Here is a 14,295-nt window from a genome sequence, read left to right as displayed (position 1 = left end):
GGCTCGACCCTGAGTACGATCCCGAGCCGGCCGCGGTGGGCGAACGCCCGCCGGTGCCCGAACGGCTGAACGGCCGTCAGGTGACGGTGGCCCAGGCGGCAGCGGTGCCGCTCGGGTCGAGACGGTGGGAACCCGACGGACCGGTGGTGGTAGTACCGTCCGACGATCCCACTGCGACGGAGGCGCTGGCCCGCGCCACCGCCGAGCTGTTGTCACGCCAGAGCCCGGACGGCTGGTGGAAGGGCGACCTGGAGACCAACGTCACCATGGACGCCGAGGACTTGTTACTGCGTCAGTTCCTCGGCATCAGGACGGCCGAGCACACCGAGGCCACCGCCGTCTGGATCCGCTCCCAGCAGCGCGAGGACGGCACCTGGTCCACCTTCTACGGCGGCCCCGCCGAGCTCTCCACCACGGTCGAGGCGTACGTCGCGCTCAAGCTCGCGGGCGACGACCCGGCCGCCCCGCACATGCAGGCGGCGGCCCGGCACGTCCGGGCGGCGGGCGGCATCGCGGCCAGCCGGGTGTTCACCCGGATCTGGCTGGCGCTGTTCGGCTGGTGGCCCTGGGACCGGCTGCCGGAGATGCCGCCGGAGATCATCTTCCTGCCGCGCTGGGTGCCGCTGAACATCTACGCCTTCGGCTGCTGGGCCCGGCAGACCATCGTCCCGCTCACCGTGGTCTCGGCCCACCGCCCGGTCCGCCCCGCGCCGTTCGACCTGGACGAGCTGCACACCGACCCGGCGGACCCGTACCCGGCCCGCCCGCTGCCGCCGCTGAACGGCTGGGACGGCGTCTTCGAGCGGCTCGACCTGGCCCTGCACGCCTACCACCGGCACGCGGTCAAACCGCTCCGCCGGGTGGCGCTCGCCCAGGCAGGCCGGTGGATCGTCGAACGCCAGGAGGCGGACGGCTGCTGGGGCGGCATCCAGCCCCCCGCGGTCTACTCGCTGATCGCCCTGCACCTGCTCGGTTACGACCTCGACCACCCGGTGATGCGGGCCGGGCTGGCCGCCTTCGACCGCTTCACCGTGCACACCGAGGACGGCGCGCGCTGGCTGGAGGCCTGTCAGTCCCCGGTCTGGGACACCTGCCTGGCCACCATCGCGCTGCGCGACGCGGGCCTGCCCGCCGACCACCCCGCGCTGGTCTCGGCGGTGGACTGGATGCTCGCCGAGGAGATCACCAGGCCCGGTGACTGGTCCGTCCAGCGGCCCCGGCTGGCGCCCGGCGGCTGGGCGTTCGAGTTCGAGAACGACAACTACCCCGACATCGACGACACCGCCGAGGTGGTGCTCGCGCTCCAGCGGGTCGACCACCCGGACCGGGAGAAGCTCGCGGGCGCGGTCGAGCGCGGCGTCGAGTGGAACCTCGGCATGCAGTCCAAGAACGGCGCCTGGGGCGCCTTCGACGTCGACAACACCAGCACGCTGCCGAACAAGCTGCCGTTCTGCGACTTCGGCGAGGTGGTCGACCCGCCGTCGGCCGACGTCACCGCGCACGTGGTGGAGATGCTCGCGGAGACCGGCCGGGCCGACGACCGGCGGACCAGGCGCGGGGTCGACTGGCTGCTGAAGAACCAGGAGGCGGACGGCTCCTGGTTCGGCCGCTGGGGCACCAACTACATCTACGGCACCGGCTCGGTGCTGCCCGCCCTGGTCGCCGCCGGCCTGCCGACCGGGCACCCGGCGATCCGACGCGCCGTCAGCTGGCTGGAGGACCGGCAGAACCCGGACGGCGGCTGGGGCGAGGACATGCGCTCGTACGAGGACCCGGAGCGGTGGTCCGGGCGCGGCGACTCCACCGCCTCGCAGACCGCCTGGGCCCTGATGGCCCTGCTGGCGGCGGGCGAGGGCCCGGACGGGGCGGGCGGCGAGGCGGTCGAGCGCGGCGTACGGTGGCTCTGCCGCACCCAGCTGCCCAGCGGCAGCTGGGACGAGCCGCAGTTCACCGGGACGGGCTTCCCGTGGGACTTCTCGATCAACTACCACCTGTACCGCCTGGTCTTCCCGGTCACCGCCCTCGGCCGCTACCTGCACGGCAGCCCGCTGACCGGAGGCCGCAAGTGACCGCAGCTCCGCACGGCCAGGGGCCGGAGCCCGCCGCGGGCGGGTCACGTTCCGGCTCATCGGAACACCCCGTGGACGAAGGGCCCGTCGCGTCGAAGCAGCCCACCGAAGGCATGGCCGCTGTCGACCCCCGGAAGCCCGCCGCAGGCGAACTCTCCTTCCGTACCCCCGAGCCCGCCGCAGGCGCGGCCGCTCCCCTGCTGGTGGTCTGCGCGCTCGGCCCCGAGGTCTGGGCGCTGCGCGGGGGCGACTGGGCCGCGCCCCCCGTGCTGGTCCGGACCGGGGTCGGGCGGGTCAGGGCCCGGCGGGTGGTCGGCAACCTGCTCTCCCGGGACGGCTACGGGGCGCTGGTGGTGGCCGGCTTCGGTGCGGCGGTGGGGCCGGGCGTCCAGCCCGGCGACGTCATCGTGGCCGACGCCGTCCGCAGCGGCGAGGGCGAGGAGTGGCCACTGACCTCCGCCGAGGCGATGGCCGCCGAACTGGTCGCCCGGGGCCTGACCGTCCACATCGGCACGCACCACACCGCCGACCGCGTGGTGCGGGGTGCGGAGCGCCGCGCCCTGTACGCCACCGGTGCGCTGGCCGTCGACATGGAGGCAGCCGCCGTCCTGGCGGCCCGGACCAGGCTGCGGCCCGCCCTCCCCACCGCCGTGCTGCGGGTGGTGGTCGACACCCCCACCCGCGAACTGCTCCGCCCCGGCACCCTGCCGGCCGGACTGCACGCCTGGCGCACCCTGCGGGACGCCGTCCCGGCGCTCACCGCCTGGTACCGACAGGCCGTCACCGACCCGATCCATGCTCCACAGTCCTCGACGCTCCCTCAGGAGGCGAGCTAGTCATGGCAATGCCGCTGCGCCAGACCGTGCGGGTCAGCACCTATCTCATGCAGCAGAAACTGATCAAGCGGCGGGACAAGTTCCCGCTGATCGTGGAGCTCGAGCCGCTGTTCGCCTGCAACCTCGCCTGTGAGGGCTGCGGGAAGATCCAGCACCCGGCCGGGGTGCTCAAGCAGCGGATGCCGGTCGCCCAGGCGGTCGGCGCGGTCCTGGAGTCCGGTGCCCCGATGGTGTCGATCGCGGGCGGCGAACCGCTGATGCACCCGCAGATCGACGAGATCGTCCGCCAGCTGGTGGCCCGCCGCAAGTACGTCTTCCTCTGCACCAACGCGCTGCTGCTGCGCAAGAAGCTGGAGAAGTTCACCCCCTCGCCGTACCTCACCTTCACCGTGCACATCGACGGGCTGCGCGAGCGGCACGACGCCTCGGTGGCCAAGGAGGGCACCTTCGACGAGGCGGTGGCGGCGATCAAGGAGGCCAAGCGGCAGGGCTTCCGGGTCACCACCAACTCGACCTTCTTCAACACCGACACCCCGCAGACCATCATCGAGGTGCTCGACTACCTGAACGACGAGCTGCACGTCGACGAGATGATGATCTCCCCGGCGTTCGCCTACGAGAAGGCCCCGGACCAGGAGCACTTCCTCGGCGTCGAGCAGACCAGGGAGCTGTTCCGGAAGACCTTCGCCGGTGGCAACCGGCGCCGCTGGCGCCTCAACCACAGCCCGCTCTTCCTGGACTTCCTGGAGGGCAAGGTGGACTTCGAGTGCACCGCCTGGGGCATCCCGAACTACTCGCTGTTCGGCTGGCAGCGCCCCTGCTACCTGATGTCGGACGGCTACGTGCCGACCTACCGGGAGCTGATCGAGAAGACCGACTGGGCCAAGTACGGCCGCGGCAAGGACCCGCGCTGCGAGAACTGCATGGCGCACTGCGGGTACGAACCAACCGCCGTACTGGCCACCATGGGCTCGCTCAAGGAGACCATCCGGGCCGCCAAGGAGACCCTCGGCAGCAGGTCCTGACCCCCGTGGGGCCCGCTCCGGCGGGCCCCACAACAGGCGCGCCACCGGTGATGACCGCAGGCTGGTACAGACCGTCATCATCCAGACCCGAGCCACGAGGTGAAGCCATGTCACTTCTGTCCACCGTCCAGGGGCCCGCCGATCTCCGCCGCCTCTCGCCGGCCGAGCTCGGGCAGCTGGCCGACGAGATCCGCGAGTTCCTGGTGGACGCGGTGACCCGGACCGGTGGCCACCTCGGCCCCAACCTCGGGGTGGTCGAGCTGACCATCGCGCTGCACCGGGTCTTCGACTCCCCGTACGACCGGATCCTCTGGGACACCGGGCACCAGAGCTACGTGCACAAGCTGCTCACGGGCCGTCAGGACTTCTCCCGGCTGCGGATGCAGGGCGGCCTGTCCGGCTACCCGTCCCGCGCCGAGTCCGAGCACGACGTGATCGAGAACTCGCACGCCTCCACCGCCCTGGGCTACGCCGACGGCCTGGCCAAGGCGCACCAGCTGCTCGGCACCCCCGGCCGGCACACCGTCGCGGTGATCGGCGACGGGGCGCTCACCGGCGGGATGGCCTGGGAGGCGCTGAACAACATCGCCGAGGCGAGCGACCGCCCGCTGGTGATCGTGGTGAACGACAACGAGCGCTCCTACGCGAGAACCATCGGCGGCCTGGCCCACCACCTCGCCACCCTGCGCACCACCCAGGGCTACGAACGCTTCCTGGCGCTCGGCAAGGAGGCGCTGCAGCGCACCCCGCTGGTCGGCCAGCCGCTGTTCGACGCGCTGCACGGGGCGAAGAAGGGCTTCAAGGACGCGTTCACCCCGCAGGGCATGTTCGAGGACCTCGGCCTCAAGTACCTCGGCCCGATCGACGGCCACGACCTCGGCGCGATGGAGCAGGCGCTCCGGCAGGCCCGGGGTTTCGGCGGCCCGGTGATCGTGCACTGCCTGACCGTCAAGGGCCGCGGCTACCGGCCGGCCGAGCAGGACGAGGCGGACCGGTTCCACGCGGTCGGCGCGATGGACCCGTACACCTGCCTGCCGGTCTCGCCCTCCGCCGGGGTGTCCTGGACCTCGGTGTTCGGCGGTGAGCTGCGGGCCCTGGGCGCCGAGCGGCCCGACCTGGTGGCGATCACCGCCGCGATGCTCCAGCCGGTCGGCCTCGCCGAGTTCGCCGCCGCGTACCCCGAGCGGACCTTCGACGTCGGCATCGCCGAGCAGCACGCGGTGGCCAGCGCGGCCGGCCTGGCCACCGGCGGGCTGCACCCGGTGGTGGCGGTCTACGCGACCTTCCTCAACCGGGCCTTCGACCAGGTCCTGATGGACGTCGCGCTGCACAGGCTGGGCGTCACCTTCGTGCTCGACCGCGCGGGCGTCACCGGCAACGACGGCGCCTCGCACAACGGCATGTGGGACATGTCGATCCTCCAGGTGGTGCCCGGCCTGCGGCTGGCCGCCCCGCGCGACGCCGACCAGCTCCGCGCCCAGCTCCGGGAGGCGGTGGAGGTCGCCGACGGCCCGACCGTGGTCCGGTTCCCCAAGGGCGACCTGGGCCCCGCCGTCCCCGCGCTGGAGCGGATCGGCGGCGTGGACGTGCTGCAGCGGACCGGCCCGACCCCGGAGATCCTGCTGGTCGCGGTCGGCGCGATGGCCCCCGCCTGCCTGGACGCCGCCGCCCTGCTGCTCGCCGAGGGGTTCAGCTGCACCGTGGTCGACCCGCGCTGGGTCAAGCCGGTCGACCCCGCCCTGCCCGAACTGGCCGCCGCCCACCGCCTGGTGGTCACCGTCGAGGACAACGGCCGGGCCGGCGGCGTCGGTTCGGCGATCGCCCAGGCGATGCGGGACGCCGGAGTGGACGTGCCGCTGCGCGATCTCGGCATCCCGCAGGAGTTCCTCGACCACGCCGGCCGGGGAGAGCTGATGGAGGAGATCGGCCTCACCGGCACCGGTGTGGCCGCCCAGACCGCCGTCTTCGCCAAGCACCTGCTACCGACCCGAGGAGCGAACCAGCACCATGCCGGCTGACCGTCTCGACCTCTCCGCACTGCTCGCCGAACGCGGCGCCGAGCGCTACGAGTTGCAGGCCAAGTACCTGAACCCGCAGCTGGCCCGGATGCTGCACACCATCGGGTTCGACAAGTTCTACGAGCGCGCGGAGGGGGCCCACTTCTTCGACGCCGAGGGTAACGACTACCTGGACATGCTGGCCGGGTTCGGCATCTTCGCGCTGGGGCGGCACCACCCGGTGGTCCGGGACGCCCTGCACCAGGTGCTGGATCTCGGGCTGCCGGACCTGACCCGGTTCGACTGCGCCCCGCTACCCGGCCTGCTCGCCGAGCAACTGCTGTCGTACACACCGGGGTTGGACCGGGTCTTCTTCGGCAACAGCGGTACCGAGGCGGTCGAGACGGCGCTGAAGTTCGCCCGGTACGCCACCGGGCGCAAGCGGGTGCTGTACTGCGACCACGCCTTCCACGGCCTGACCACCGGCGCGCTCTCGGTGAACGGCGAGAACGGCTTCCGGAAGGGCTTCGACCCGCTGCTGCCGGACACCGCGGTCCCGCTCGGTGACCTCGGTGCGCTGGCCAGGGAGCTGCGGAAGGGCGACGTGGCGGCCCTGATCGTGGAGCCGATCCAGGGCAAGGGCGTGCACGCCCCGCCGCCGGGCTGGCTGCTGGCAGCGCAGCAACTGCTGCACGAGCACAAGGCGCTGCTGATCTGCGACGAGGTGCAGACCGGTATCGGCCGGACCGGTTCGTTCTTCGCCTACCAGCAGGAGGAGGGCGTCCGGCCCGACCTGGTCTGCGCGGCGAAGGCGCTCTCCGGCGGGTACGTCCCGGTCGGGGCCACCCTCGGCAAGGGCTGGATCTTCGAGAAGGTGTACTCCTCGATGGACCGGGTGCTGGTGCACTCCGCCAGCTTCGGCTCCAACGCCCAGGCGATGGCGGCCGGGCTGGCCACGCTGCACGTGCTGCGCGAGGAGAAGGTGGTCGAGAACGCGCACCGGGTGGGGGAGTTGTTCCGGTCCCGGCTGGCCGCCCTGGTGGAGAAGTACGAGCTGCTGGCCGAGGTGCGCGGGCGCGGCCTGATGATCGGCATCGAGTTCGGCCGACCGAAGTCGCTCAAGCTGCGCACCGGCTGGACCGCCCTCCAGGCGGCCCGCAAGGGCCTGTTCGCCCAGATGGTGGTGGTGCCGCTGCTCCAGCGGCACCGCATCCTGACCCAGGTCTCCGGCGACCACCTGGAGGTGATCAAGCTGATCCCGCCGCTGGTCCTCACCGAGCAGGACGTGGACCGGTTCGTCGACGCCTTCACCGAGGTGATGGACGACGCGCACCGGGGCAGCGGGCTGATGTGGGACTTCGGCCGCACCCTGGTGAAGCAGGCGGTGGTCAAGGCGTGACGTGAGCCGTGGGCGGGTGCCCGGCGACGCGCCCGCCCACGGTCCGTCAGAGGTGCCGGGTGGCCAGCGTCAGCCGGTGCCCGGCGTCGAGCAGGGCCTCCCGGATCTGCTCCTCCCGACCCGGCGTCAGCCGGGCCACCGGCACCGAGACGCTCACCGCGTCCCGGGCCGGGGTCCGGTAGGGCAGTGCGAGGCCGAAGCAGCGCAGCCCGACGGTGTTCTCCTCGCGGTCCACCGCGTATCCGCGTTCGCGGACCTCGTGCAGCTCGGCGATCAGGAGCTCCCGGTCGGTGTGGGTGTGCTCGGTGACCGGGGCCAGCTCGGCGGGCAGCAGCTGCCTGATCCGCTCGTCCGGGTGGGTGGCCAGCAGCGCCTTGCCGTGCGAGGTGCAGTACGCGGGCAGCCGCCGGCCGATCCGGATGAACGGCCGCAGGCTGTGCCGGGACTGACGGGTCGCCAGGTAGACCACGCTGGTGCCGTCCAGCCGGGCCAGGTGGACGGTCTCCCCGGTGTCCTCGGCCAGCCGGTCCAGGGCGGGGCGGGCCAGCGCCACCACCTCGTCGCCGTCGACGTACGAGCTGCCCACCAGCAGCGCCCGCACCCCGATCCCGTACCGGGTGCCGGTGCCGTCGGTCTCCACCCAGCCGAGCTCGACCAGGGTCCGCAGCAGCATGTACAGGCTGCTCTTCGGGTAGCCCGTCCGCTCCTGCAGCTCGGCCAGGGTGTGCAGGCCCGGGTGGCTGGCGAAGTGCTCCAGCAGGGCGACGGTGCGGACCGCCGACTTGACCTGGGAGCCGTTGCCGGGGCCGGAGTTGGGCGTCGGGTCCATGGGCGCTTGACCCCTTCTGCCGTGCGGCGTAGCGTTCCGCGAGGTTCAACCGTCCGAACGGTGTTCAGCCTACTGAACAGATCCGGGCCGTGGGAGGCCGGGCGCCGCAGCTCCGGCGGGCGCCGCCCGACCGGTGGCCCGGCCGAGGAGGCCCGCGCAGTGCTGTCAGATCCCCGTCGCCCCGTCCACACCGCCGACCCCAGGACCGGCGAGCCCGGCCCGCAGGTGGCGGTCGAGTCCGGCCCCGAGCAGGTCGACCTGGCGGTGCGCGCCGCCGCGGCCGCCGCCCCCGCGCTGGCCGACCGGGCGGTCCGGGCCGCGCTGTTGCGCGCGGTGGCCGACCGGCTGACCGACGCGGCCGTCGAGGTGATCGCGGCGGCCGATGCCGAGACCGCGCTCGGGGTGCACCGGCTGAGCGGTGAACTCGTCCGCACCACCTACCAGTTGCGCACCTTCGCGGACCAGGTCCAGCAGGGCGGCTTCCTGGACGTGGCGATCGACCACGCCGATCCGGGGCTCGGCCGGCCCGACCTGCGCCGGATGAAGGTCCCGCTGGGGGTGGTCGCGGTGTTCGCCGCGAGCAACTTCCCGCTCGCCTTCAGCGTCCCCGGCGGCGACACCGCGAGCGCGCTGGCGGCAGGCTGCCCGGTGGTGGTCAAGGCGCACCCCGACCACCCGGCCACCAGCGAGCTGTCCGCCCGGCTGATCCGGGAGGCGGCGGTCGGGCTCGGCCTGCCGGCCGGACTGCTCGGTCTGTTGCACGGCTTCGAGGCGGGCCCTGAGCTGGTCCGGCACCCGCTGGTGGCGGCGGTCGGCTTCACCGGCTCGGTGCGCGGTGGGCGGGCGCTGCACGACGTGGCGGCCGCCCGGCCCCGGCCGATCCCGTTCCACGGCGAACTCGGCTCGCTCAACCCGGTGGTGGTGACCGAGCGGGCCGCCGCCACCCGGGCCGCCGAGATCGGCGGCGGCCTGGCGGCCTCGTTCACGCTGGGCTCCGGGCAGTTCTGCGTCAAGCCCGGGCTGGTGCTGATCCCGGCCGGGTCGGCCGAGCTGGAGCAGGAGGTGGTGGCGGCCGCCGCCAAGACCGGTGGCGGGCCGCTGCTCGACCCCCGGATGCGGGAGGCGTTCCTGACGGGCGTCCGACACCGGGCCGCCCAGCCGGGCGTACAGACCCTGCTGGCCGCCGGGCCGGCCGACTCCGCTCCGCTCGCGGTCGCCCCCGGTGTGCTCGCGGTCGCGGCGGCGGACCTCACCGAGGAGCTGCTGGAGGAGTGCTTCGGCCCGGTCACGGTGCTGGTCCGCTATGCCGACCCGGCCGAACTCGAAGGCGTCCTCGCCAAGTTGAGCGGCAATCTGACCGCCACCGTGCAGCTGGCGGCGGACGAGCGCGGCCCCGAGGCGGCCGCCCTGCTGGACCGGCTGCGTCCGCTGGCCGGCCGCCTGGTGGTGGACGGCTGGCCGACCGGTGTCGCGGTCACCCCCGCCATGCACCACGGCGGCCCCTACCCCGCCAGCACCAGCACCTCGACCTCGGTCGGCGCCACCGCCGTGGAGCGCTGGCTGCGGCCGGTCAGCTACCAGAACACCCCGGAGGAGCTGCTGCCGCCGGAGCTGCACGACGCCAACCCGCTGGGCGTGCCGCAACGGGTGAACGGCTGACTCACAGCTCGGTCCGCCGTCGGCGCACCACCACCAGCAGGTCCACCAGGGCGAACAGGGTCAGCAGACCGCAGCCGACGGCGAAGGCGGTCAGGGTGGCCGGGCTCGGCGAGCTGCCGGGGTCGGCCACCGCGGCCCAGTACCCGAAGCCGGCCGTGCCGAGCGCGAACAGCGGGGTGAAGAGCACCGAGAGCAGGAAGCGGAGCTTCAGGTCGCTGCGCGCCGTCATCGGCTCGGTGCCGCTCTGCCAGGTACGAGGTGTCTTGGTCGGACGCATCGCCGGGTCACCTCCAGGCCCTACCATCCACGGTATGCCCGGAGAACCGAGGGGGTAACAGGAGTGGACGAGCAGGAGTACGTCGGCCTGACCGGGGCCGAGGCCGAGCGGCTGGCCGCCGAGCGCGGGTGGCGGGTGGTCCGGGTGCTGGCGCCGGAGGCGATGATCACCATGGAGTACCGCGAGGACCGGCTGAACCTGGCCGTCCGGGACGGGCGGGTCGAGCGCTGCTGGCAGGGCTGACCGGCCGCCGGAGCGCGGTGATCCGCCGGTCGGCCGCGGTGACCAGCGGCTCGGCCAGCGGCAGCGCGAGCAACACCAGCGCACCGGCCGCCCAGCCCGCGAGCACGTCCGACACCCAGTGGGTGCCCAGGTAGACCGTGGTCAGCCCGACGGTGACCGCGGTGGCCGCGCCGAGCAGCACCCCGGTCCGCCGCCAGCGGACCGCCAGGTAGGCCAGCGCACCCCAGGTGACCACGGCGTTGGCGGTGTGCCCCGACGGGAAGGCGGTGCCGCCGAGGAAGAGTTCGGGGGAGCCCGGGTACCGGGCGTGGTGCGGGCCGAGTCGGCCGGTGAGGATCTTCACCGCGCCCACCGTGGTGTTGAGCAGCAGCAGGGCGGTCCCCAGCAGCAGCAGCGGCCGCACCGTCCGCAGCCGGTGGCAGCGCCAGCCGAGCCAGGCGCAGGCCGCGATCGCCGACGGGCCGCGCTGCCCCACCACGATCCAGACGTCCAGCAGCGGCCGCAGCCCGGGCCAGCGCTGGTCCGGGCGGAGCCGGCGGAGCGTCCAGTCCAGCTGCACCAGCGGGCTGTCGAACAGGACCGCCAGGACCACCAGCAGGTACACCAGCCCGACCGCGCCGACCGACAGCGCGTGCCCACGGCTCATCGGACGGGGTCGGGTCGGTGCGCGCACCGACCGGACTCTACCGGCCCGGCGGGCGCCGCCCGGGCGCCGGGAACGGCAGGACGGCCGCTTCCGCAGGGTGGGGGTCCTGCGGAAACGGCCGTCGGACTGCGTCTGACGAGGTGTCAGAGAACCTGTACAGACATCAGCTGCAGAGGAACTTAGCAGCCCCCCAGTCCCCGTGGTCACCCGTTTTCGTGCCGACCGTGTTCACCTTCAGGTGCACCCGGGCGGCGCTGCCGAGCGGGACCGTGACCGGCAACGGGGCCGAGTTGCCGGTCAGGGTGGGTGAGGTCCACAGCGTGACGCCGTCGGCGACCACCGAGAAGGTCACGTCGCCGTAGCCGTTGATCTCGTCGTCGATCCCGACCGTGGCGCTGAACGAGGTGCAATTGCCTCCGGTCACGAACTCCAGGTCGGAGTCCGCGTGGGTGCCGAGGCCCTTGGCGAAAGTGGTCCCGTTCAGGGTCAGCGTCCGGCCGTCCGCCGCGCCCTGCTCGCCGTTGCTGCGGTCCCGCTCGGCGGGGCCCCAGCCGTTGGTCTGCGAGGCGAACGGCAGGTCGCCGGCCCAGGACCAGCTCGGCCCGCCGGCGGTGGCACCGAGCGCGGTGATGCCGTCCAGGGTGAGCTGGAAGGCGGTCGCGGTGCTCAGCGTGGCGGTCTTCAGCTGGGCCACCCCACCCCGGTCGGCGGCGTCGAAGAACCAGCCCTCGGCCGCCGCGTCGAACGCGGCCTTGTCGGTGAACCGGGGCAGGGCCCGCCCGCCGAGCGCGACCGCGGTCGGGGCGCTCACGCTGTGCACGCTGAACCGGTACGGCCGGGTGGTCTGCTTGCCGGTGAAGGCGCCGACGCTGGCCGACACGTCCACGGTGGCCCGGCCGACCCCGGTGGCGGGCGCGGTGACCGTGGCGGTCTGGGTCGCCGACCGGCCCTGCCGGTGCTCCTTGGTCACCCCGTCGTCCTCGTACAGCGAGAAGGAGTTGACCCCCTGCGGGTAGACGTCCCAGGCCAGCGGCGAGGAGGCGGTCCGGTCCTGGTAGGAGCTGACGCCGGGCCACATCGGCACCACGGCGCCGGCCCTGACGAACAGCGGCAGGGTGTCCAGCGGCGCGCTGTAGCCGTTCACCGTGGTCGGGCCCTGGTAGGTCCGCCCGGACCAGTAGTCCACCCAGGTCCCCTGCGGCAGGTAGATGCCGTCCCGCACCGTGGTGTCCGAGTAGACCGGCGCGACCAGGAAGTCCCGGCCGCTGAGGAACTCGTACTTGGCCGCGTCGGTCGCCGCCACCTGGTCCTGCGGGTACTCCAGCGCCAGCGGCCGGACCGCGCCGACCCCGGTCCGGGCCGCCTCGGCGGCGTAGCTGTACATGTAGGGGAGCAGCGACTCCTTGAGCTTGAGGTACTTGCGGTTGATCGAGGTGTACGGCTCCCCGTAGCGGTAGGGCTGCTTGTCGCTCGGCGCCCAGCCGTCCATCGACATGATGGCGGGCAGGAAGGACTTCCACTGCAGGTCCCGGACGTAGGTCTTGGCGCTGCCGCCGTAGATCCCGTCCACGTCACCCGAGGTGTACGCCAGGCCGGACATGGTGGCGCCCGCGTAGGTCGGGATCTGCCACCTGATGTAGTCCCAGCTGCCGGACTGGTCGCCGCTCCACTGCACGCCGCAGCGCTGCGCACCGGACCAGCTCTCGGGCGCCCAGGTGAAGCCGCGGGCGGTGCTGTTGTCCTCGATGCCCTGGTAGGCGGCCTTGCAGCCGTCGAGGGCGAACTTGTAGCCGGAGCCGACCCAGGCCACGTCCAGCTTGGCCACCCGCTGGCCGGCCTTCACCTGGTCGGCGAGCTTGGTCAGGCCGTCCTCGGTCCACAGGCCGAGCTGCATCTTGCGCTGCTGGAGGCCCTGGGCGGTCTGCGCCAGGTTCTCGTAGCCGCAGCCGTAGCCGTCGTTGACCAGCATCCAGCCGTTCGGCAGGTCGTCGGCGACGTAGTCGTCGGCGATCTTCAACGCGTCCAGGGTGTGCCGCTCGCCCCGGTTGGCGTTGTGCAGGTAGCAGTCCGAGTCACCCATCTCCAGGCCGTAGATCGGCGGCAGGAAGGGCTTGCCGGTCAGCGTGGTGTACTGCCCGATCACGTCCTTGCTGGTCGGTCCGGCGAAGTAGTAGGCGTCGAACCTGACCTCCTGCTCGGTGGTGGTCACCGGGTCGTTGAAGGCGTAGCTGCCGGGGGCGTAGGTGTTGCGGTACACGCCGTACCCGGCCGAGGACAGGTAGAACGGGACCGAGTTCGGGTGGCCGCCCTCGTTCCAGTTGTAGTCGACGCCGACCTCGACGGTCTTCCCACGGTGTGAGAAGGAGCCGTTCTGCTCGCCCGCGCCGAAGTACTGCTCGGTGGCGCCCCGGCCGAGCGTCTGGGTGGTGGCCTTGTCGGTCCAGGAGAGCGGCTTGGTCTCCTCCCAGATTTTGCTGCCGTCGGCCCGGTAGAGGCCGAACCGCAGCGCCGACTTGTACGCCCGCAGGGTGACCGCGGCCGTGGACATCTCGTACCGGTCGCCCGCGTCCCGCCAGCTGGTGGTGGGCGGGGCGCCCTGCGGCAGCACGATGTCGCTGCCGGTCGGGTCGGCGAAGGTGCCGGTGGGCGCCAGTTCGATCCGGAACACCTGGTCGCCGACGAAGCTGACCCTGGCCCTGGCGGCACCCGCCGAGATGGCGTAGCCGCCGGCCGGGCCGGGGGTGAAGGCGGTGATCGCCCCGGCCGAGGCGTTGACCGCCGCGGCCGGCTGGGCCAGCCCGGGGGCGATCGTCACCCCGCCCAGCGAGAGCACCGCGGCCAGTCCGAGCGAAGCCGACCGGCTTCGCCAGTGTTGCAAAGTTCTGCGCATAAGAACCCCTCCGCATGCAAGAACGAGCACTGCTGAGCAGGTATAGCGCACCGAGCCCCGCTTGACCACACCCCCTGTCGTGACCTGGACAGCAGTCAGGCCCCGTACGCCGTACGGGGCCTGACTCCTCGGTCGTTCGCTGCGGGCCTCAGGGGAGCAGCCGCTCCACCGCCGCCGCACCTTCCACTTCGAGCTGTTTGCGCGCCTTGTCGAGCAACTTCGGGGTGGGGGTCCGACCCGAGGCCATCACCAGGTCCTCCGGGTCCACCGGGTGCTCGGCGCCGGTGTGCAACAGCCGGTCCGGTGTCGGCCGCGAATCCGTGTCGTCCGCTTGGGTCATCTCGTGCCTCCCGTGTCCTCGGGGTGCGCAGCGGGCACCCGCACCCCGAGTCTGCGCCTGCCCGCCGGTGGACGCGAGCGGACCG

The 14,295-nt window shown here is 72.8% G+C and carries 12 protein-coding genes; 7 read left to right on the top strand and 5 right to left on the bottom strand.

The window, feature by feature from the left end; translation table 11 throughout:
• The first annotated feature begins 146 nt into the window (after positions 1-146).
• The 5 genes from shc to OHV05_RS05315 all read left to right on the top strand — a co-directional run bounded on the left by shc (position 147) and on the right by OHV05_RS05315 (position 7,326).
• Entirely contained in the window at positions 147-2,069 is a 1,923-nt protein-coding gene (gene shc, locus OHV05_RS05335) for a squalene--hopene cyclase (RefSeq protein ID WP_405021394.1), read from the top strand.
• Between the two features lie 113 nt (positions 2,070-2,182).
• Complete coding sequence (locus tag OHV05_RS05330; protein WP_405016583.1) at positions 2,183-2,905, top strand: 1-hydroxy-2-methyl-2-butenyl 4-diphosphate reductase; 723 nt, start codon at positions 2,183-2,185, stop codon at positions 2,903-2,905.
• Positions 2,906-2,907: 2 nt separating this feature from the next.
• A complete protein-coding gene (gene hpnH / locus OHV05_RS05325; protein WP_403042268.1) occupies positions 2,908-3,930 on the top strand; it encodes an adenosyl-hopene transferase HpnH in 1,023 nt (340 codons plus the stop codon).
• A 107-nt stretch (positions 3,931-4,037) separates the two neighbouring features.
• Entirely contained in the window at positions 4,038-5,948 is a 1,911-nt protein-coding gene (gene dxs, locus OHV05_RS05320; protein WP_405016582.1) for a 1-deoxy-D-xylulose-5-phosphate synthase, read from the top strand.
• A complete protein-coding gene (locus OHV05_RS05315) occupies positions 5,938-7,326 on the top strand; it encodes an aspartate aminotransferase family protein (RefSeq protein WP_405016581.1) in 1,389 nt (462 codons plus the stop codon). The genes dxs and OHV05_RS05315 overlap by 11 nt, the downstream gene beginning before the upstream one ends.
• A 46-nt stretch (positions 7,327-7,372) precedes the next feature.
• On the opposite strand, the gene OHV05_RS05310 is transcribed toward OHV05_RS05315, so the two are convergent.
• Positions 7,373-8,155, bottom strand: coding sequence for an IclR family transcriptional regulator (locus tag OHV05_RS05310; RefSeq protein WP_405016580.1), 783 nt, complete (start codon positions 8,153-8,155; stop codon positions 7,373-7,375).
• Between the two features lie 162 nt (positions 8,156-8,317).
• On the opposite strand from OHV05_RS05310, the gene OHV05_RS05305 reads away from it, so the two are divergent.
• Positions 8,318-9,814: an aldehyde dehydrogenase (NADP(+)) gene (locus tag OHV05_RS05305; RefSeq protein WP_405021393.1), complete on the top strand. Its 1,497-nt coding sequence runs from the start codon at positions 8,318-8,320 to the stop codon at positions 9,812-9,814.
• Position 9,815: 1 nt separating this feature from the next.
• Here the strand turns inward: OHV05_RS05305 and OHV05_RS05300 are convergent, their stop codons facing one another.
• The gene (locus OHV05_RS05300; protein ID WP_405016579.1) at positions 9,816-10,091 is read right to left on the bottom strand and encodes a DUF6343 family protein; all 276 of its coding nucleotides are present in this window, start codon (positions 10,089-10,091) and stop codon (positions 9,816-9,818) included.
• Between the two features lie 63 nt (positions 10,092-10,154).
• On the opposite strand from OHV05_RS05300, the gene OHV05_RS05295 reads away from it, so the two are divergent.
• Positions 10,155-10,334 (top strand): I78 family peptidase inhibitor, encoded by a 180-nt coding sequence (locus OHV05_RS05295; protein WP_403042256.1) that lies wholly within the window; start codon positions 10,155-10,157, stop codon positions 10,332-10,334.
• Here the strand turns inward: OHV05_RS05295 and OHV05_RS05290 are convergent.
• From OHV05_RS05290 to OHV05_RS05280, 3 genes are all read right to left on the bottom strand, one after another.
• Positions 10,258-11,007 (bottom strand): phosphatase PAP2 family protein, encoded by a 750-nt coding sequence (locus tag OHV05_RS05290; RefSeq protein ID WP_405016578.1) that lies wholly within the window; start codon positions 11,005-11,007, stop codon positions 10,258-10,260. The genes OHV05_RS05295 and OHV05_RS05290 overlap by 77 nt on opposite strands.
• A gap of 136 nt (positions 11,008-11,143) precedes the next feature.
• Complete coding sequence (locus tag OHV05_RS05285) at positions 11,144-13,870, bottom strand: NPCBM/NEW2 domain-containing protein (protein ID WP_405016577.1); 2,727 nt, start codon at positions 13,868-13,870, stop codon at positions 11,144-11,146.
• A 148-nt stretch (positions 13,871-14,018) separates the two neighbouring features.
• The gene (locus OHV05_RS05280; RefSeq protein ID WP_403042249.1) at positions 14,019-14,210 is read right to left on the bottom strand and encodes a hypothetical protein; all 192 of its coding nucleotides are present in this window, start codon (positions 14,208-14,210) and stop codon (positions 14,019-14,021) included.
• Positions 14,211-14,295 lie beyond the last annotated feature (85 nt).

It is taken from the genome of Kitasatospora sp. NBC_00070, from assembly GCF_045041205.1.
In the GTDB taxonomy this organism is placed as follows: domain Bacteria; phylum Actinomycetota; class Actinomycetes; order Streptomycetales; family Streptomycetaceae; genus Kitasatospora.
Note: the sequence above shows the minus strand (reverse complement) of the source record. Positions and strands in the feature narration are given on the sequence as shown.